Genomic DNA, 20,304 nt, shown 5'->3' with positions numbered 1-20,304 from the left:
ATGTCGATCATGACCACGGAACCGACCAAGCTCGCCCAAGACCGAGAGTGGGCCCAACTCATTGCGCTCGCCGCCCAGGGAGATCAGGGTGCTCTCGCCAGGTTCTATGATCGTACGAGTCCTCAGGTCTACGGCCTGATTTTCAAGATCCTCGGGAATCGAGAAGCTGCGGAAGAAGTGACGTTGGACGTGTACACGCAGGTGTGGCGCCAAGCCCATACATACGACCACATCCGAGGTGCCCCCGGTGCATGGTTGATGACGTTGGCTAGAACAAGGGCAATCGATCGGTTCCGTGCCGGGGCGGCTGAATATGGGCGTCTCGAATCACTAGATACCATCGATCTCTTTGCCAGCAAGGACGATACGCCGGAACAAGATGTGGAGAGCCAAGAGCGACGACGATATGTCCAAGAAGCCTTGGCGGAGCTGACGGCGGAGCAGCGGCAAGCGATCGCGTTGGCGTATTTCTATGGTTTGAGCCAGAGCGAGATTGCCGAAAAGCTACAGGTGCCACTTGGTACGGTAAAGACTCGAATGAGATTGGGCATGATCAAATTGAGGGAAGCCCTCGCACCTTATGAAGAGGGGTTACACCCGTGACCGAAACGAATTTGCCCGATGAATTTGAAGAACAGGCGTTGTTCTATGCTCTGGGAATCTTGAGTCCGGAGGGGCAGCAGGCCTTTATGCGCGGTCTTCAGGGAGAATCTGTGCTCTTGCAGCAGACCGTGAATGCCTATTGCGCAATCACTGGCACGCTGACCGATACCGTGACTCCTGTGGCGCCTCCGGTGGCCTTGCGCCAACGGTTGGTCGACGCCATTGCGTTGGAAGCAAGTCGTGAAGCCGAACAGTTTGAGCGTATTGTGAATACACTGGCCATAGACTCTGTCCCGGTGAAGCCTCGAGATTCGGTGCGGGAGCGGCTTCTCTCACGAGTCGATGGGCATTCGAATGTTCACATTGATGTGGAAGCTCCGACGACTACTTTCAGCGACCTCCCCACAAGAGTGTCCGGGAGTGAAGGTCTAGAGCAGAGGAATCGTCTTTCTCCGCAGACAGGCGAGCAGTCTGGTTGGTTGGAATCTTGCTGGAAGGCCGTTTCGACCTTTCTACGAACGCTTCTGATTCGCTCCATAATCCCTCGGCCGTCTTCGAATGGGCTCACATTCGTGAAGGCATCGGAGGGAACCTGGCGGAGAATCGCACAGGGCGTGCAGGCCAAATTGCTCTCCTTTGATCCGATCTCACGACGGACTACCACGCTTCTCCGTTTTGCACCCGGCACCAGGTATGCTCCGCATCGTCATGCTGCCGTAGAAGAGCTCTATGTCCTTGAGGGTGGGTGCTTTATCGCTGGCCGTGAGATGACGATCGGTGATTATCACCGTGCCGAAGCGGGAACGGTGCACCATGACACGTCGACCGACGAGGGGTGTCTCCTTCTCGCGATCTCCTCTCCCCAAAACGAGATGGTGTAGTAACCTACTTGCTGACACTGCGTCAGTCATTCTATGAATCCAAACAACCTGGTCATCACGTAAAGCCGGTAGGGAACGAATATTTCGGTTGAGATCGTTGTCTTAGTCGTGCTACGAAAATAAAGTTCGTGCTACTGCTGGGAGGGAGAGGTATGGATGATGTCATTCGGTTCGGTGTGTCATTGGATCGACGATTGCTTGCTGAGTTCGATCGTCATATTCGACGACGGCGGTACACGAATAGGTCCGAGGCGCTTCGTGATCTAATTCGTGACAACTTGGTAGGAGAGGAATGGGACGAAAATAAGGAAACGGTCGGGACGATCACGTTTGTGTATGACCACCACGTACGCGATCTCACCGGCAAGTTGACAGATATTCAGCATGATCACCATGGGCAAATCCTTTCCAGCATGCATGTGCATCTGGATCACAATCATTGTCTTGAAGTGTTGGTAGTAAAGGGGAAAGGGGCGGACATCAAGAAGCTGGCTGATGTATTAGTTTCGGTCAAAGGTGTAAAGCACGGTAAGTTGACCATGACGACAACGGGGAAATCCATCCGCTAGCTGCTCGCCTTATGAGACTTCTTCTGAATACACGTTCAGCTTTCGTTGCACAGTGGGTGTGTCTTGTCATGACGCTCTGTTGGAGTAGCGTGGTATTGGGGCATGATCCGGATGAACCGGAATTGGAAGTGCCGGAAATTGCCGTCGTCGGGGAAAAACCGGTAGCGGCTTCTTCTCAGCAGTTCATCCCAGATAAAGAAATTGTGCTTCAACCTCAAGGCCGTCCGGCTCAAGTGTTACGTCTGATTCCAGGGTTTGTCGCAGTGGAACATTCAGGGGGGGCGGGAAAGGCAGATCAATATTTTCTGCGCGGATTTGATGCCGATCATGGAACGGATATCGCGTTCTTTACGGATGGTATGCCGATCAATCTCCGAACACATGCGCATGGGCAGGGGTATGCCGATCTCAATTTCATCATTCCCGAGACGATCGAAGGCATCGATGTCTCGAAGGGGGCGTATCTCCCGGAAATCGGGGATTTTGGGACAGCGGGGGCGATTAATTTCAAGACGAGGCAACTGGTGCAAGAAGGCATCGCGCAGGTCACTGGCGGCCAGTTCGATACGCAGCGGTATCTGCTCATGTTTTCGCCGACAAAGGAGAAAGTTCGCACGCTGTTCGCCTTTGAAAATTACTACACGAACGGGCCCTTCGAAAACGACAATCGGTATCTGCGTACCAATGTGCTTGGGAAACTGACCACCAGCTTCGTCGGCAGAGACGAATTCAGCCTCAAAGGAACCTTTCAGAAATCCAAATGGAATGCTTCGGGGGAAATTCCCTTGCGGGCCGTGGATGCCGGCATGCTTGATCGTTTTGGGGCGATCGATCCGACGGAGGGCGGATCGACACTCAGGGCGACCGGTGTGATGAACTACCACTATGATACGACGACCGAGGGCCAGTTCTTTGCCAATGCCTACGGCCAGTATTATCGACTGGATCTATATACGAACTTCACCTTTGCATTGAACGATCCCGTGAATGGCGATGGGATTCAGCAAGCGGATCGACGCGTCATGTATGGGGGGGATATCGGGTACAAGCAACGCTGGGACTTGTGGGGAATCCCGACCAGCGGGACGATCGGTGTTCAAGCGAGAGTGGATGATATTCGTCCTAGGCTGGGCACACAAACGAAACGAGCATCGACTAGTACGACGACGTACAGCGACGTGCTTTCTGCTTCGTATGCCCCGTTCATCAAGGGAGAGATTCAACCGGCGTCGTGGGGGCGCTTGGTAGGAGGGCTGCGCTGGGAAACGCTGACCTTCGATGTGCATAATCTGTGTGCGACCTGTACGTTGCGACCGGATGGACGCACCGGTTCAGGGGTCCTCTTACCCAAGATGAGCATGATCCTGGGCCCTTGGGGCAATACAGAGTTTTTTGTCAATTATGGAGAGGGTTTCCATAGCAACGATGCGAGATCGACGGTGCAGGTAGGAAGTGCTCCACTTGCTCGGTCCAGGAACTATGAGGTCGGTTTTCGGTCAAGACCCTGGGGAACGGAGGGGCTCGAGTTGACCGTTACGGCGTGGAGAATCGATCTTCAGTCGGAGCTTGTCTTTGTGGGGGACGAAGGAACGACGGAGATTCGCGGGCCGAGCAGGCGACAGGGATTTGAAGTCGCTGCCCGGGGTCAGCTCTGGGGACCGCTGTATGTGAACGGAAGCTTTACATGGGCGCAGGCCAAATTTCGCAGCGGCGATGCGATCCCATTAGCGCCTGAATTCACCGCCTATGGTGCGGCCATCTTGAAGTGGCCGGAAGGGCTGACTTCTCAACTGCAGGCGACGTATCTTGGGGTCAGGCCTCTGATCGAGGATCGGAGCATCAAGTCTCCTTCGTGGATCGTCTTCGACTGGTCTCAGCGCTATCACGTGCCGATCAAGTTGCCGCATGGTCGCCTGGAAGCGTTCTATTTTGTTCAGAATCTGTTCAATACGGACTGGGAGCAAGCAATCTTTGCGTTCGGGTCGAGGCTGCAGACCGAATCGGTCGGGGTCAATGGCATTCATTTCGTGCCCGGAAACCCACGCACATTCATGGGAGGAGTGGCGTGGCATTTTTAGCTGCTTCGGCGGCTGGGGGATGACGAGTGTTGAACGAAGAATTGGAAGATCCGGCCACCCGAACTTAACATTCATACGCCATCTCATCGTATGCCACTGATTCTTACGCCAGACTACTTCAATCGTCCAACCTTGACGGTTGCTCGTTCTCTCATTGGAAAGCATTTGGTCCGTGAGATGAAACAGGGAGCGGTCGTTGGAAAAATCATCGAAGTAGAGGCCTATGTCGGTACGGAAGACAAGGCCTGTCATGCATCGAAGGGGCGGACGGCAAGGACAGAGATCCTCTTCGGTCCCCCGGGGATATCGTATGTCTATTTGATCTACGGTATGTATCACATGCTGAATGTTGTGACGGAACAGGTAGACTTTCCCGCCGCTGTGCTGATCCGAGCGATTGAGGTCGACGGGAAATTGATCGATGGTCCCGGCAAGCTCTGCCGCGAGTTGGGCATTGACCGGTCATTGCATCAGATCGATATGACAGAGGGACGATCCATCTGGTTTGAAGATCGAGGATCAAGGGTCACCAGCAAGAAGATCGGAACGTTTCCACGAATCGGTGTGGACTATGCAGGAGTGTGGGCGAAAAAACCTTGGCGGTTCCGATTAATCGAGGATGGTCGTGTGACAAATCGTTGCGGTAGAAAAGACAAAGAAGAGGGGAAGTCCCTCCAAAGGACTTCCCCCAGCTCTATCTCATCTTCGAACACTGGTTAATCGATTTTTCGATCGCCGGTGATCTTGGTCGCGGAGGTTACCGGTGGGGCAATCGTGATTTGCGGTCCCTCCACATGTGGAAGTCTGCCGGCTCCCTGTCCCTCGGTGATTCGCGCATTGTCGGTTTTTGTCAATTTCTGCTCAGCGTTCTTTACTGAGTCCGCGGACTTCAACAGTGTGGAGGACCCATGTGCATCCAACTGCCCGGGATCGTTGGCCGTCGGCTGGCCGTTCACGGGACTTCCCGAGTTTTTCATCGGATAGCCTTCATGTTTGGGGAGCAGCGCTGGGTTGGCTGAAGCCATGGAAAGACCGAACAGGACTGCGGAGGCTGTGGCAACTACAGCAGTGACAAGTTTCATACCCGTTCTCCCTTTAAGATAGAAGAGTGAATGACGTTCACAACCTGACTGAGTCTCATCGAACGCAACGATACCGGTTGAATCATAGCGATGGTTGGCTAATTCTGTCAAACACACCAAGTCTGTTCAAACCGTCCGTTTCGCATCGTCGGGGTATCAAGAGCCGCTCAAGGGTGAATCGGGGTGAATGGTACGGGTCAACCTGGACGGCGGGGAGGCCGCCGACCTCGTCCACGGTGGCGGAATGCTGGACCACGACTGACACCAGGAAGGCGGATCGTGACGGTGGTGCCTTCACCGGGAGCACTCCCGATCGCAATCGTTCCATGGTGTTCCTCGATGATTTTCTTGACGCTGGGCAATCCTAATCCGATGCCAGAACGTTTGGTCGTAAAAAATGGTTCGAAGACTTTATCCACGATTTCAGCCGGGATTGGTACCCCGTTATTCTTGATCAGAATCTGCACCTCGAATCCTCGCCCGGCCCGATGTTGTGTGACGGCAATGGTGAGGTGGCCACCCGGAGACATGGCCTCACAGGCGTTGCGGAAAATGCTCAAGAAGGCTTGCTGGAGCTTCGCTTCATCTCCACGCACTGGGGCGATGACATTGGCGTACTCTTTCGCCACTTGAATGCGGGTCGCTTCAAGGTCGGTGCCGACCACCACCAACGCGCTCTCGAGCACTTCCGGAATTCGGCAGAGATGTCGATTCAGCTCGAGCGGCTTGGCAAAGTCCAGAATCTCGTTGAGGATCGCTTCGATCCGAATCAAGTCGCGCATGGCGTTTTCCACCCGCGTTTGGGGATCGAAATCGAGGATCCCTTCGCCGGTCACTTCTTCCAATTGCGAGCGAATAGACGCCAAGGGTTCTCGGATCTCCGTCGCCAAGAACGCGCTGAACTCCCCGATTGCCGATTGGCGTTCTTGCTTTCTGATACTCGGCTCCGACGGTACCGACGAAACTAGTTGAGGACTTGGCTCCCCAACCTCAGCGGGCGGCATCGGGGCAGGAGCTTGAGGTGTCGGTGTCTGCAAGAGGTCAGCAAGTTTGACGATCGTGGGCTCCAGCGTGCGGGCATCCGTCGTTTGATAGCGTTCGGATTCCTTGGCCCCCAGTGTTAATGTGCCACCGACTTGTCCCTTGACGAAAAATGGAATGACGAGGGAGGACTGAAATCGGTCCTTATAGAGGTGTTTATGATCAAGAAAACGACCTTGGGTGGAAGCCAGATCATGATCCACACGGGGTTTCCGATGGCGTACGGCCCATCCGGCTGCAGAGCTGTCCAGTGTCAGGCGTTGGCCGGGCTTGAGATCTTTCTTCGTGTCGCGTTGATCAGGTTTTCCATCACTGACGACGCCCAAGACCTCCACATTCCCGGCCAGCGGGTCGTAGTAGCAGGCCCAAGCCCGGTCGTAGGCCACGGATTGGTTGGCTTCCACGAGGATGGCCTCAACCTTGGCTTGGAGCTCAGGCGAGAAGTGTTTAATCAGGGGCGGAAACAAGTCGCCTCCGGTCGGTTGGGGAGGAGCTGCTTCCTGTGTCACGTAGGGACGGCTGAGGACCACGGCGGTGTTGAACAGTCCTTCGCGATCCAAGGCCTTGGTCATCCCCTCACACATCTGTTCCAACTGCGCTCGGTCTTTTTTGGAAAAGGCAGCCCCTTCTTTCCTGCCGATCACGAGACACCCGTAGACACGATTGAGATGGCGCAGCGAAATGACGAGCAAGGACTTGGCGCCGGGGGTAATCAGCCGCAGGCGAACGGTGCGTCCACTGTCGGGCTCGGCTGTGTTTGGGGTCAGGGCTGCGACACGTTGTGTAGACAGTGTACGAAGAATGGCCTGAACATCCCGAGGTGTAAATCCACGTGAGGCATGCTCGACGAGCGGGCCGTTTTCCTGATGGAAGATCGCCGCCAGGACAGAGTCTGTGCCAAGCTCATTCAGCGCGGCATTCAGCGTCCGTTGAAGAAGCGTTTCCGGTGCTGGTTTCGGTTGAGGAGTCGCCGTGGTCATACGTCCTAGTGTAAGCGAGGGCATTGTAGCCGGATCGGAGGCGAATAGCTACTCTCCGTCATGATCTTGGGCAGTTGTGACACGTGAGGTCTTGTGTGGGCATAGGCACAAAGCAACACCCCAACTGTAAGAGGAGAAATATCAGGGGGACGGTTACATCGGGAGGGGTGCTTCTGTACATCAATCTTCGATAAGGAACACATGATTCGCGGTGATCGGTTTCTCCTTCCGGCAACCTTCCATTGATCGTCTCCATAGTACCTTAAGCGTTCTAACCAAGAAAGAAGTGCTCCAGGTTGGAGGAGTGCTCTTAATGGGAGTTCTCTTCGGCATGTTCATTTTTCTTTCAGAGCGACTGTTATATAGGTCTATGACAAACTGTTCGTACTTTCTGTCGTCAAAGCGACTATGATATTTGGCTAATTCAGGCAGTGCATCCAGTCGATAAATTCCCTCCAAGTCAATCAGGCTCGGCTGGTTTTTGTACCGCATCACATGGTAAGGGCTGAATTGGTAAGTGAAATATCCAGTCTTTAGGCTTTTCCCCTGAATTAAACTGTAGAAGCGATGCTCCCATGGTCTTCTCCAGTAGCGAGTACAATGACTTGTCGCATAACCGCGACATATTCCTTTATGAAAAATGAGCCCAGTTAAGGCTGGAGTAGTTTGCTCATCATAAAATCCGACGTCAAGTCCTGTCAGAATATTGTCTCTCCTGATGTAGGTCGTATTCCACACTTTCAAGTACATTGACCCGGATGTGGAGCCAATCGATTTTGCCGGAGTCTTTAGTACCCATCGGCAATGATCTTGTCCATCCAGCCATAAGATCGTCTCTTTCACTACCTCAAGACTTCTTATGTCAAAATCGGTCAGCTGAAGAACCTTGCAGTTCATTAGTGTCCAGCATGGGTAGTGCCAAACCGTGCGTCTAACCTGAAAATTATACGACGGGTTATGAATTCTGAAGCCGTTCTCTTCAGTGCAAGCAGACGAGATGTAAAGGGGGGAGCGCTACTCTCAACTGGTGATAGAAACTTAATTGACTGCACCGTACAACTTCCGGCTCGGAGCATGTGCTTCGACACGCTGGTCATATCCACAGTGGCAATTGGGACAATTTAAGGCAAAGGCGTCTCGAGCTGCACGATGATGCTCAGGTGTAAACAGCAACTCAGCGAGCCGTTTCTCATGGAGATTGCCGAGTCTAAACGTCACATAGCACATTTGCACGGTTCCATCAGCCCCTATCCATATGAGCCGATATTTCGTGCAGGGCACTTTCATCTCTGATTTCTTGAGCAGCCAATCCGGAATCGAACGAAGCGCCAAAACAGACTGAATAATCATCTCGGGCCGAACGCACTTAAGTCGCACAAGTTCCTGGGTGATTGTTTCAATTTCGGACCGGTTCGCGCTATCAAACTGGAGTTCGCAATTTGGTCCCTCATTGAAATAAGGGAGCGAGTAGTGAATCAAGTTGACCCCGATCGGCGTGATATGGCGTTCCGCAAATTTCCAAACCTCTTCTAATGCTGCAAGATTGCAAGTTGGTCTCATCAATAACCAACTAGTGGCCAAGTTGAGGCTCATGCCATAGCGGTCGCGGGCATAGGTCACACCAGCTTCTACCTGCATGAAACTACCTTTTCTTTGGACATAGGCGTCGTAATGTTTCCCTGCCCCATAGAACCCCAAGCTCATATCCCTCAACCCTGCAGCATACAATTCATCTATATGCTTTTTGAGTAAAAGGCCGTTCGTTGTCACCCAAGGTTTCAGTCCCAACTTCAACGAGTACTCGACGATGCGAGGGAGATCTGGATGGAGGAGTGGTTCGCCGCCATAGAGCCTTATGCTCCAGATTCCCAGTTTTTTTGCATCATCCAAAAGATTCTTTACGATTGGCCATGATAGGCTTTGTCCACGCATGAAATCGCGGCCATAATTGCACCCGGTACATCGCAGATTGCACCCTGCAGTTAATGTGACAAATATCGACTGTGGATCAGCTCGAATAATGTGCGGTACCACTTGTGCGACCGAATGGCGCAACTGATCAGCCTTTTTGTCGGTATCAAGGAGCCATGCACGCATTTGGGGAGAATGTTTGAAGATTGGGGCAGCTAAGTTTCTGAGGTGGCTCCTGAACGTCATTCAATGCCTCAGCACAATAATCTGCGGCTGCCGGGAAAATTGATTCACTCTAGCGTAGGTTTCTGAGCTTCCTCGATCATTGTCATTTTCCAGATTCGGTGGACTGTGCTGCAATCAGCGTATGAAGTGGATCGCATTCGGTAGCTCCCCACCGTCCGTTACATGGTGAAGAATCTATATCTGGCCGAAGTGAGAGCTGAGGATTGCTCGTGAGAAGATGAGCCATCAACTCAACAGCGAGACGGATACTTATGCGGATCAATATACTCTTATGCTGGAGCATGGTACAACACAGTGCGAGAGGGGGCGCGACGATCGCGGCGGACTGAGCCGCCGCTCTTTTCGACTAGGGATCGGTTTCTGTGCTCTAGAAAAGGTCTGACCAATCTTAGATCGTGATTAAGCAGTGTACAAGACCATGAAGATTGTGACGGGTCTCAAATTGATGTGCTGAAGTATCTAGCCCTTGCCGACCTGCATGAGTGTTCCGTAATAAAAATGATAAACCCCAGCGATGGCATTTCGGCCGAGCCGATCTCATCAGTTGCCAACGCCTTCGGCTCAGTCCCGTGGCATTTTGTCGGGGTCGAGCTCAACCAACCGTAAGCGGCCGTTGCCGATATGGTCGGTCTTATAAATACGCGAACCGATCTGGATGGTCCCAATCAGAAGATTGCCGGTGATCACAAATGTAAAGTCGCCGTGTACGGGCGGTCTGAAGGTTCCACGGATAACAGAGGTGTCGTTGATCCGAGAGACCGTGGAGGAGACGTCAAGCTCGGGGCTTGCATTGTCAAAGAGTTCAATGGTGATTCGGGGAAGGGGTCTGGCTCCTGCATCTTTGAGAATTTTGAGGAGAGAAAGGTCGAGCTCAATTTCTCGATCGCGGAGCATCCACGGCTTTCTCGATATCGGAGGCTGGGCAATAGGGGGAGGATTCAGAGCCGTGTGCCACAAGCCCTTTGGGCCGGACTGCTCACCGGCCCATACCATCTGGCCGACCAGGCAACTCAACGCGACGGCAAGGGGAAGAAGTCGGAATCCTCGAACCGCTGAACGTTTTCTCGAGTCATGCATTGTGAGGCTTTACCTCAGGATCAATCGATGATGTCAGTTGGCATCAAGACAGAGAGGACCAGTGTTTGATCCTCCCTGTCTCCTATTCAATTATGGAGTCGGTACACGAAGTTTTCCACGAGATTTTCCCTGAGAGTCTTTTTTGGGTTTGTCTCGCGAATCGTCATCCTCATCCGAGTCAGCGTCTGCATCGTCATCGAGGTCATCTTGAAAATCAGGGCGAGCATCTCCCGATCCACTCGGTAATGTGGTGGAGGAGGTTGTGGTGCCTGTGCGCCATGCTGCAACGACGTTACGGACCTCGTTCATGGAGCGAGCATTGTCCGCGGAATTTGTTGGGTTGACTGCATAATCAATTCCAGCTGGCCGGCCGTTGATCGAGATTTTCGGGTTTGAAAAATACTTCACGCGAGGGCACGATACCGTCGGACAAGGATAGGCCATGATGGTCCGGAATTTTCCAATTGGGTCTCGATAGCCATATGAATAGGGAAAAACACCGGTGCCGCCGCTCGCACGATCATGTGCGTCGCCCATGTTATGTCCCATTTCGTGGGTCAGGGTACTATTCGATACGCAATCGCGATCGGTCACGCTGAATGCGTACGGGGCAAAACTCGCCCGTGGGCCGTTGGCCATGACATAGGCGATTCCGCAGTAACTGCCTCCGTTGTCCACGATCAGTGCGACGAGATCGGCTTTATATTGGTTCCGCAATGTGTGGGCCTGATCCATGAATCCATCATTTGTCCTCTGTAAACGCGAGAGGTCGGTGCCGATGTTGCCCGTTTCCGTATAGGCGATCTCGGCAGCGCGGACCAGCCGGAGTCGCATGGCAATTTTGCTGTTCGCATAGGCCTGATTGGCCAAATCGACGCCCATCGCAATCAGCGCATTCATGGCGGCTTGCCCACCCTGCTTGGCTCGTGCCGTTGAGGTATATACCACTAATAAGTCGACGATCGTGTTCGTGGTTGCAGCTGCCGTAGTCACACTGCCTGTTGCCGCTGCCGTACCGGGCTGCTGGAGCTCAGGCTCGGGAGCAGGAGGATCTGCAGGGGTTCCATCATCGGGGACCACAAGCGGATGATGGTCTGGTGGCATGCTGTCCTCATCGACTTCAACGAGGCGATGACGGTTGTCCTCGGTCGGCTCAATTTTGTAGAGCCGTTGCCCAGAGACAATCGTCCCAGCCATTTTGTTTCCGCGTACGGCCAAGGTGACATCACTGTCCTGGTCACCTCGCACCCGTCCACGCCAGACCCTCGCCTTGTTGCCGTGGACTTCCGGCTCGTCGAGCTCCAACGTTCGTGTGCCGGTATCGAACAGGTCGAGTGAGACATCTTGTTTCGATTCTTTGCGGGCGAGCTTCATGGCTTCCAACGCAACCGGATTGAGCCCCATCGTCCGGTGCCGGCGCACCCATCGCTTCGAGAGCTGAGGTGACGGGAATGCCTGATCGATCGCCGCAGGGATATCGCTCGGAGTTTCAAGAAAGAGTGGGACCGGCGAGGCTGGTGTTGCGCAGAGTCCAGCGGTGGGGATGCTGAGGGTTGCGGCAAAGAGACCGAGGACCATCGTACGTGGAGCCCAAGACAATCGGCGAAACGGTCGAAGGTCTCTCGATGATGGTTGTTGCACTGTCAGAATCCACCCCATGTAACCTCCCATGTGTGTAAGTGGGTTTAGTTATGGGCCTTGTGGAGCAAGGCGCATGCCGATTTGCGAGATCACGGGCCTGAAACGTGTGCGAGTGCGGAACTTCTTCAGTATTAAGAAAGTTCCGTGCTGATAGGGAGAGAGTTCGTTGCAAAGGTGGAGCGACAAAATATTGCGGAGGCTGTAAGAGGCGCAGGGTGTCACCTACATGATGATCAACATTGTTATGGGAGAACTGTTTCACTTTGAAACAGAAAGTTCTTGTTATGTTGCTGAAGACGAGAGAAGAGTCAGAGCTGGTTTTTCACGTGCAGGGAGAATAGGGTTATCCGGTTGAGCAAGATCCGCCGGACATGTTTTTGTCGTCGGCCTGTCTGAAGGTCGCATCGGGTATGAGGACGATGATGTGGGGCTCAACATTTTCGATTTGTGCCATTTATACAATCCACTGAATGTGACCTTGTCTATGTTGGGTTGGGCATTGAGCTGATCGGGGTACTATGGTCCATTCCGTTCTGCCTGCCATTAGGACACCTTCCAAATATCTTCGTATCGAAATAGATACAGCTTTCTGTATCCATCAGATTCACTCAGTGACCCCTTCAGCGCTGTAGCAAGACTCAGGCACATTTCTGATCGGTGGTTTTCATCTTTTTTAATCGTTTAGGGGCGGCGGACAACCATAATTGGCGAGAGAGTCTCCGGCACACATGTTGCCGTATGACAAGAAGTAGGAGTCATAAGATCAGAGGCGCCTCCGGCTCTTAAATATAGAGACAAACAATTCTAGCCATAAGGCGGAAAGGAAAGGGACGCTATGTTTAGGGATGTCGCGTTGATAACAATCGTAGTCTCGATCGATATGGCAATCATGATGCTGGGGCTGTTCGTATATTACATCGGCAGATCGGGGCAGGCTAGGAAGTACTGAGTGCACGCCGCGTATAAGCATAAAAGAGAATGAAGTGCTGATCTGCACGAGAGTGTAAGCAAACTGATCACTCGTTCTTTTCTCAAGGGTGCGGCGCGCCGACGATGTGTCTCAGTGTGCCGTCATGCTTCTACGGCTGGTTGCAGGAGAAGCGAAGCCTCATTCAATCCTAGAGGGTTTCCCTCCGCGAAGAGACGGTGTCTGTCACCCGGCCTGTCGGTGAGCCTGGTCACTGATCAGCTCTTCGCAGTTTTCCCGCCGTACGTTTCTTCTGGTCAGAAGTTGTGAGGGCTCAATCTGGATTGATGATCTTGGGTGGTCGACGTGGTTCTTCGTACGGATCAGCAGGGAGTCGGCGATCGACGGTCCAGCTATTGAGTACGGTCGTCACGAGGCTGATCACCAGCGAGCCGCCGACTGACGGCCAAAACCCAGAAACCGTAAACCCCTTTACGAGATATGCCGTCAGGTCGAGCAACAGCGCGTTTAACACCACCAGAAAGAGTCCGAGCGTAAAAACGATCAGCGGCAATGTGAGGAGAAACAGGATGGGGCGAAGGATGAGGTTCAAGAAGGTCAAGACCAGCACGGCTGCCAGACCGGCACCGAAACTGCTGGTTTCCAACCCCGGAACAATGGCAATAGCCAGAAATACGGCGATGCCGGTGATGAATACCCGCATAAAGGCCTGGCGTAGGCCTCCATGGAAGGGTGATTCATGGACCGCTCTTGCAAAACGAATGGTCGGCATTGCTTATCGTGGAGGTGGAGAAATGTTCCCCGGTGAATAATGTACGACCGTTGCTGTGACTTTCTTGCTCTTTTCATCCCGTGACGCTTCAATGATGACGCGATCTCCGACGGCGGGCGGGTCGAGCGATTTTGGGTTGTTCTTGTTCTTGTATTTCACCTGCTTGGTCAGCAGGACTGATACGACCTGGCCTTTCACTGTCTTCACGTCAACGTGCTTCTCATCGATGGAGGTTACGATACCAAGCACGTGCAGCAGTTCAGGCACGGGAGCTGAGGCCATCAGGCAGAGCGACAAGATCGTAAGTGCCACGATCTTGTTTGCGGGAGAACGATCGGAGCGTAGTGCCATGGCATGAGAGAAAACGGTAGACCTATGCTGTGGTTGGGTTGGGTTGCTTGGGTGCGAGTAGCTGCCCGTATTCATGTTCAATGGTCCTTCTTGGCGCAAGGGTCGTCTGACTATACAAATTCTTTGGAGTGAATGTCACCTTACTCTTGGATGTGGTGGACTTGTCGGCGAGCAAAAAGGCGAGTGACCAAGATAGCAAGGACTGGGAGATGCATCAGCAAGCCACTCATGCCCATGAATGTTTCGCCGATCCAAAACGTCATGCCGAGGTTGAAGGCTAAGACTCCGTAATATAAGCCGATTCCGAGCAGGAGCCGTTGAGTGATCGATGGGAGTGGCACGAGTGAAGGGAGTCTCCGGTCCAGTGGAAAATACATGGCCAGAGAAATCAACCCGACGACCGCCCAGCCGACGTAGTTCGCAAATGGGACACCGAAGTGCCAGCCTGGATCAGGGTAGTAGTAGATTTTCCCCAAGAACCAACGGTCACCACGCAGGGCCACCGGATCGATCACCATATCGATAAAGGCAAATAGAAAGGCGGTTAGGCCACAGACCGCCCAGCTTGTGCGGCTCTTCACGTCGAAACGTAACGGTTGCAGTGGCGAGTGCGTCAGAATTGGAGACGGATCAACGGGCAACAGGAGGCCGAGCGCGACACCGTAAGCAGCGAAGAGGAGAAAACTAAATGAAAGAGAATCCATGAATGGTACATCGAAAAAATAGAGTTCCTGCCCAACCGTTGAACCATTATAGAAGTACCAGCCGAAGGGAATGCCGGTTCTGGTCGACGAGAATTCACAGACAAAGGCAGTGGCCCAGCTAATCAGCCAAAACCGCCAGGTTCGTGACCAGCCGATCAGCTTGATGGCGGAAACGAGAAAGGCGGCAAGAAAAAGAAAGACATAAGGCCGGAGGACGATCGTCTTGAAAAGGAGGACGGCGGGTTCCATTCAATAGGAGTTCGAGGCGGCTGTCATGCGTATCCGTGGGATTTGAACCACCGGACGGCTTTGCCCAACGCAACCTCTGGTGGATGCTGCGGCAGCCCCAGTTCTCGGATGGCCTTGCTGCAATCATAGTGCATTTTGTACTTGGCCATCTTCACACCTTCCAACGGAATGCGTGGAGGGAGGCCGGTTACATTGGCAAACCAGTGATTGAGGTAGGCGAGCGGAAGCACGGCACCCCGTGGGAGTTTCAGGGCCGGGGCCTTGAGACCGGTCAACCGGCTGAGGATTTCAAACACTTCGCGCAGTAATAGATTGGTAGAGCCGAGAATATATCGTTCACCCTGGCGGCCTTTCTCCATGGCGAGCAGATGGCCGGTTGCGACATCATCGACATCGATGATGTTCATCCCGGTTTCGATATAGGCCGGCATTCGCCCCTTCATGAAATCGACAATGATCTGGCCTGTGGGCGTCGGTTTGACGTCGCCCTCTCCGACCGGGGCGCTGGGATTGACGATGACAACCGGCAATCCTTCCTTGGCCAGCTTGTGCACCTCTTGCTCCGCCAGGTACTTCGACCGTTTATAGTGGCCAGCCATTTGCTCGAGGGAGACCGGCGTCTCTTCCGTTCCGAGCCCCCCACCAGGTGGCAAGCCGATGGCGCCGATGGTGCTGCAATAGACCGTCCGTTCCACGCCTGCCTCGCGTGCGGCCTCCAACAGATTTCTGGTGCCGGCCACGTTGACGTCATAAAAGATGGAAGGGTTCTTGGCCCAGAGGGCGTAGTGTGCTGCAACATGGTAAAGGTGGCGACAGTTGCTGAGCGCGACACGAAGTGATGAGGGATCGCGCAAATCCCCTGCGACTCGTTCAACCGGAAGGCCGTTTAGGTTTGTGAGATCGGCGTCAGGGCGAGCCAAGACACGAACGTCGATTCCGGTTCGTACAAGGGCCCGCGCGACCGCTGCTCCGACAAACCCGGTTGCACCTGTGACGAGAGCTTTCATGATGAAGACGTGAAGCGCGAAACGTGAAACGTGACGTGCGTGAAACGAGGATGACTGCTCAACTGTGCGCTTGTGGATTTCACGAAATACGCTTCACGAACGACGTCAGTTCTTGCGCGCGGTGATATATCGCGCGATCTCGCGCAGGGGATCGGCGGAGGGGCCGAAGGACGATAAGCGGTTGATAGCACGGGTGACACAATCGTCGGCCAGTTTCTTTGCTCCATCAACCCCGTAGAACGTTGGATAGGTTTTCTTCCCACGTTCTGCATCGGTGTTAGGATTCTTCCCAAGTTCTTCACGTGTGCCGGTGACGTTCAATACGTCATCGGCGATCTGAAATGCCAGGCCGATGTCTTCGGCATAGCCGGTCATATCATCGAGTTGGCGGTCGTTGGCTCCAGCGGCAATGGCCCCCATGCGGACCGCAGCGCGCATCAGCATACCGGTCTTGTGCTTGTGAATGTTCTGAAGGGTTGGGAGGTCGATGTCCTTATTTTCGGCTTGGATGTCGAATACCTGGCCGCCCACCATCCCCACGTTCCCGGAGCCAACAGCCAACTCTTGAATGATGCGGACTTGCCGTATCGGATCGCAGCCCTTCATCAGATCAGGTCTGCTGATCACGTCAAACGCCATCGTGAGCAGCGCATCGCCCGCGAGAATGGCCATGGCCTCGCCATAGACCTTGTGGTTCGTCGGTTTCCCGCGGCGAAAGTCGTCGTTGTCCATCGACGGCAGGTCGTCGTGGATCAGCGAATAGGTATGGATCAGTTCCAACGAGCAGGCCACGGCCATGAGGCCTGGTGGTGTTTGGCCCAGCGCTTCCGCAGCCGCGATCGTCAAAATCGGCCGGACTCGTTTCCCGCCTGCCATCAGGCTGTAGCGAAGACTCTCATGCAACGTCGTCGGAGGGGTCACGGACGGAGGCGCAATCAGATCAAGGTATTGATCCACGTCGACCCGCTTCCGTTCAAGATAGTCGGCGATGTTCATGATGTTCGTCTTTCTAGCTGATCGGCCAATTCGCGCGGAGAGTAGCAAACGATCTGAAGGGTGTCAAACCTATGAGGGTGGGTCCCTGGCTTGACCGAGAACGGGCTGTGCATCATCATCGTCTGGCAGAAGGTTAATTGTTCCGCATATCGAAGTTCCTACCGACGGTGGCATGGTCCAGCTTCTTGCCATGTCCAGGCGTGGCGACCGCCTCATCTTTGCGTCGTTTGAGGCTGGGCAAGTCGGCATGCTGGATATCAGTGATGTCGAGCATTTTACCAAAAAATCAGTCGTGACCCTTGGTAGGAATACGGGTCCTCACAGCGTTCATCTCACTCAGGATGACTCTCGTCTGGTCGTCACCGACTATTTTCTCAATGAAGATGGTTTCGGCAAAATCCATTTTGAGGGGGATCATAAGGTCCATGTGATGAAGGTCACCTCTGAGACTCTGACACTCGACACCCGTTTTAATTTGGACTTCAATACGGCGTTTGCATTCCTTGCGAGACCGCATGGGGTGGCGATGAAGTAGGTCGGTCTAAAATGAGAGCCGTTACCCTTGTGACCGTTTTTCAACCATTCATGAGGTGTCAGCGATGCAGATGTACCCTCGCTACCGTGCGCTTACGATAGTAGCCATAGTCTCCACGCTTGCCTCTTTGCCCGCCAGTAATAGCCTCGCGGATGATACGATTCAACAGGGTCAGTGGCGAACCAAAGAAGAAGTCCTAGAGATGGTCAACCCTCTGCTCGCCCCTGAAATGGTCGAGAAGCGTAAGTCGACTCCCATGACCGTAGAGTTTTGCGTGAGATCCAATAGTCTTGAGACTTTATTGGGCGTCGGCAAAGATAAGCATGGGCTGTGCGAAGGCCCCATCGACATTGGCATGGGGAAAATCTCGATCCAAAGAACGTGCGCGACGGGCCTCGGCAAGAGTATCCAGAAAATTGATGGGACCTATACCTCAACGAGAATAGAGAGGATTCGAGATGATACGACGGACACCCCAAAGGGGAAAATTCATATGAAAACCAAAGCGGTGATCGAACGGATCGGCGGCGAGTGTAAGCCCTAGCCAAAACTCTCTCTGGGCGCTTCTCCTGCAACCGCTGAGCTGTCTCCACCGCAGGCATGGCCACGTTAAAGCCGTCGGTCAAGAACTCCTCTACCGCGGCGGGGCCAAATGTTTCGGTACGAACAAGCGGGGTTTAGCTGGTTGGCTCGCCCGGTACGACCTCACCAGAGTGTTTCAAGTAAACTGCAATCTCTCAAGACTCCATGTTCCTATCTCGCAACGCGACTTCGCAAGGTCGTGACAAACGGCCAGGGGTGATGTGAGCTGTGGCGTCCCTCCAGAAAAGCTGTCTTCTCGAGGCTCGTTCTGCTGAATCGAAATGGATACACATGGAGGATCTCTTTCGATCCACCCCGTGGTGGTCTTCAGGGATGGTATGATACGTATCGTTCGGTATGTCGAACCTATCTTGTTGATAGTACGTATAATCGTACTGTAACCTTAGATCTTCAGCCTTTTGTGTCAGGATGGCATGGTGTTTGCTGATTGTACGGATGTGGTTCTGGTACAGAGTATGTGGTCAGGAGTAAGGTTGTGGCCTTGTCTGCTGACTTAGTAATTCAGGAGTGACCGCTCCTTATCCGGCGTGCGGGAGACAGATTGTCGGCACGGGCAGGAGATGAAAGGAGGACGTGTGTCGAGGAGTGCAGTGAACGCAGGAGCAAACAGTGAACGGGTTCTTCTCATTATGAGGGCGGATGAGACAGACGTCCGGGCTGTCCCCCCCTTCCCTCTAACTGGCCTGAATGAAGCAGGCAGGTGAGATTCACACAACAACTAAACGAAGGAGATGGATATGGCCATCAAGAACGGCACACCGGGGAACGACATCATTATCGGCACCCCGTTCGACGATACGCTCAATGGACGGGCGGGGAACGATTTCTTACTCGGGTTGGGGGGCAATGACATTCTCAATGGCGACGACCCGAGCGGGCCGTATGGAAGGGACCAGCTGTACGGCGGGGCCGGGAATGATACGCTCAACGGCCGCGGCGGCGATGATTGGCTCATCGGTGGCCTGGGCAATGACATACTGAACGGTGGGGCAGGGACCGACACCGCCGATTATAGCAGCCGGAGCATTCAAGGGATCGGCTACGTCGGGGCGAACGCCGCTGTCCACGTCGACCTCAATATCGGGGGCCAGCAGAATACAGGCGGCGGTGGCTTCGACACCCTGTCCAGCATTGAGAATGTCAGCGGGACGGCCCTCAACGACACGCTCATCGGCAACGGTGCCAACAACGTGCTCGCGGGCTTAGTCGGCAACGATTTCATCGACGGGAGAGGCGGCAACGATCGGCTAGAGGGCTATGAGGGAAACGACACCATCTATGGCGGTGATGGCAATGACGCTGTCAACGGTGGCCTTGGCAACGACACCCTCTACGGTGGCAATGGCAACGACAGAATGGTTGGCGGGTCCGGCGCCGATACGCTGACTAGCGGATTGGGTCAGAACGTTTTCGTTTATAATGCCGTCAGTGACAGCCCAGCCGGTGGTGGGAGGGATACGATCACAGATTTTGCTAGTTTTTACGACGATATCGATTTAAGAGGAGTCGATGCTGATGCCACTCAGGCAGGGAACCAAGCGTTCACGTTCATTGGCAGCCTGCCATTCATCTCTTTCAGTCCCGGAGAGCTCCGGTATTCTGGTGGAGTCCTGCAGGGCAATACCGATAACGACGCAGCAGCGGAGTTCGAGGTTGTGCTCAACGGTGCTCCGAGTCTGTCTGTCACCGACCTCTTGCTATAAACCTCACGGCCTCGTGCGGGGCCTCTAGACAAGGGGCCCCGCTTCAGTTCGGCAAGTTCGTCGCTCTCCCTCTTGTGGAACCACCAGGTGATAAACTCGGTGGCCTCCCTCAGGAGGACGTGTCTTCCCAAGACTCATGCTGCTGAATCGAATTGGATACAGTGAATCTATTTGGATCCACCTCGTGCTGTCCTTCATAGATGGTGAGATACCTACCGTTTGGTATCGCTGGCTCATCCTGTTGACCATACGTACAGTTACAAGACTTCCTCAGGTATTCGGCTATTGATATCGGAACGGCACGGCGTTTGCTGAGTATACAGAGGTCGCTTGAGCACCGGGTGCAT

At 53.8% G+C, this 20,304-nt stretch carries 18 protein-coding genes; 8 read left to right on the top strand and 10 right to left on the bottom strand.

All coding sequences use genetic code 11. The annotated features are described in order from the left end of the window. The 5 genes from ACYX34_RS03165 to ACYX34_RS03145 all read left to right on the top strand — a co-directional run bounded on the left by ACYX34_RS03165 (position 1) and on the right by ACYX34_RS03145 (position 4,851). Positions 1 to 603 carry a sigma-70 family RNA polymerase sigma factor gene (locus tag ACYX34_RS03165; RefSeq protein ID WP_462075106.1) on the top strand — a complete coding sequence of 201 codons (603 nt, stop codon included), beginning with the start codon at positions 1 to 3 and terminating at the stop codon, positions 601 to 603. After that, positions 600 to 1,484 (top strand): cupin domain-containing protein, encoded by an 885-nt coding sequence (locus tag ACYX34_RS03160; protein ID WP_462075105.1) that lies wholly within the window; start codon positions 600 to 602, stop codon positions 1,482 to 1,484. The genes ACYX34_RS03165 and ACYX34_RS03160 overlap by 4 nt, the downstream gene beginning before the upstream one ends. A gap of 152 nt (positions 1,485 to 1,636) precedes the next feature. After that, on the top strand, positions 1,637 to 2,053 hold the full coding sequence (gene nikR, locus ACYX34_RS03155) for a nickel-responsive transcriptional regulator NikR (protein WP_462075104.1): 417 nt from the start codon (positions 1,637 to 1,639) through the stop codon (positions 2,051 to 2,053). 68 nt (positions 2,054 to 2,121) lie between these two features. Next, positions 2,122 to 4,131 (top strand): TonB-dependent receptor, encoded by a 2,010-nt coding sequence (locus ACYX34_RS03150; RefSeq protein ID WP_462075103.1) that lies wholly within the window; start codon positions 2,122 to 2,124, stop codon positions 4,129 to 4,131. Positions 4,132 to 4,221: 90 nt separating this feature from the next. Next, the gene (locus ACYX34_RS03145) at positions 4,222 to 4,851 is read left to right on the top strand and encodes a DNA-3-methyladenine glycosylase (protein WP_462075102.1); all 630 of its coding nucleotides are present in this window, start codon (positions 4,222 to 4,224) and stop codon (positions 4,849 to 4,851) included. On the opposite strand, the gene ACYX34_RS03140 is transcribed toward ACYX34_RS03145, so the two are convergent. The 10 genes from ACYX34_RS03140 to ACYX34_RS03095 all read right to left on the bottom strand — a co-directional run bounded on the left by ACYX34_RS03140 (position 4,848) and on the right by ACYX34_RS03095 (position 17,116). Next, the gene (locus ACYX34_RS03140) at positions 4,848 to 5,213 is read right to left on the bottom strand and encodes a hypothetical protein (RefSeq protein ID WP_462075101.1); all 366 of its coding nucleotides are present in this window, start codon (positions 5,211 to 5,213) and stop codon (positions 4,848 to 4,850) included. The two genes, ACYX34_RS03145 and ACYX34_RS03140, sit on opposite strands and share 4 nt — an antisense overlap. Positions 5,214 to 5,410: 197 nt before the next feature. Beyond that, positions 5,411 to 7,234 carry an ATP-binding protein gene (locus ACYX34_RS03135; RefSeq protein ID WP_462075100.1) on the bottom strand — a complete coding sequence of 608 codons (1,824 nt, stop codon included), beginning with the start codon at positions 7,232 to 7,234 and terminating at the stop codon, positions 5,411 to 5,413. 1,038 nt (positions 7,235 to 8,272) lie between these two features. Next, positions 8,273 to 9,331 carry a radical SAM protein gene (locus ACYX34_RS03130; protein ID WP_462075099.1) on the bottom strand — a complete coding sequence of 353 codons (1,059 nt, stop codon included), beginning with the start codon at positions 9,329 to 9,331 and terminating at the stop codon, positions 8,273 to 8,275. A gap of 621 nt (positions 9,332 to 9,952) precedes the next feature. Beyond that, a complete protein-coding gene (locus ACYX34_RS03125) occupies positions 9,953 to 10,468 on the bottom strand; it encodes a hypothetical protein (protein WP_462075098.1) in 516 nt (171 codons plus the stop codon). Between the two features lie 90 nt (positions 10,469 to 10,558). Continuing rightward, on the bottom strand, positions 10,559 to 12,127 hold the full coding sequence (locus ACYX34_RS03120; protein ID WP_462075097.1) for a zinc-dependent metalloprotease: 1,569 nt from the start codon (positions 12,125 to 12,127) through the stop codon (positions 10,559 to 10,561). Between the two features lie 1,223 nt (positions 12,128 to 13,350). Then, the gene (locus ACYX34_RS03115) at positions 13,351 to 13,809 is read right to left on the bottom strand and encodes a phage holin family protein (protein ID WP_462075096.1); all 459 of its coding nucleotides are present in this window, start codon (positions 13,807 to 13,809) and stop codon (positions 13,351 to 13,353) included. A 3-nt stretch (positions 13,810 to 13,812) separates the two neighbouring features. Next, the gene (locus tag ACYX34_RS03110; protein WP_462075095.1) at positions 13,813 to 14,160 is read right to left on the bottom strand and encodes a hypothetical protein; all 348 of its coding nucleotides are present in this window, start codon (positions 14,158 to 14,160) and stop codon (positions 13,813 to 13,815) included. 140 nt (positions 14,161 to 14,300) lie between these two features. After that, positions 14,301 to 15,113, bottom strand: coding sequence for a carotenoid biosynthesis protein (locus ACYX34_RS03105; RefSeq protein ID WP_462075094.1), 813 nt, complete (start codon positions 15,111 to 15,113; stop codon positions 14,301 to 14,303). Positions 15,114 to 15,136: 23 nt separating this feature from the next. Beyond that, on the bottom strand, positions 15,137 to 16,120 hold the full coding sequence (gene hpnA, locus ACYX34_RS03100; RefSeq protein WP_462075093.1) for a hopanoid-associated sugar epimerase: 984 nt from the start codon (positions 16,118 to 16,120) through the stop codon (positions 15,137 to 15,139). Positions 16,121 to 16,225: 105 nt separating this feature from the next. After that, complete coding sequence (locus ACYX34_RS03095) at positions 16,226 to 17,116, bottom strand: polyprenyl synthetase family protein (protein WP_462075092.1); 891 nt, start codon at positions 17,114 to 17,116, stop codon at positions 16,226 to 16,228. A 172-nt stretch (positions 17,117 to 17,288) separates the two neighbouring features. Between ACYX34_RS03095 and ACYX34_RS03090 the strand changes: the two genes are divergently transcribed. From ACYX34_RS03090 to ACYX34_RS03080, 3 genes are all read left to right on the top strand, one after another. After that, positions 17,289 to 17,651: a hypothetical protein gene (locus tag ACYX34_RS03090; RefSeq protein WP_462075091.1), complete on the top strand. Its 363-nt coding sequence runs from the start codon at positions 17,289 to 17,291 to the stop codon at positions 17,649 to 17,651. A 64-nt stretch (positions 17,652 to 17,715) separates the two neighbouring features. Continuing rightward, a complete protein-coding gene (locus ACYX34_RS03085; protein ID WP_462075090.1) occupies positions 17,716 to 18,195 on the top strand; it encodes a DUF3617 family protein in 480 nt (159 codons plus the stop codon). 796 nt (positions 18,196 to 18,991) lie between these two features. Continuing rightward, positions 18,992 to 19,957: a calcium-binding protein gene (locus ACYX34_RS03080; protein ID WP_462075089.1), complete on the top strand. Its 966-nt coding sequence runs from the start codon at positions 18,992 to 18,994 to the stop codon at positions 19,955 to 19,957. Positions 19,958 to 20,304: the final 347 nt, after the last annotated feature.

The organism is Nitrospira sp. CMX1, from assembly GCF_054902215.1.
This window is presented reverse-complemented; position numbering and strand designations above follow the sequence as displayed.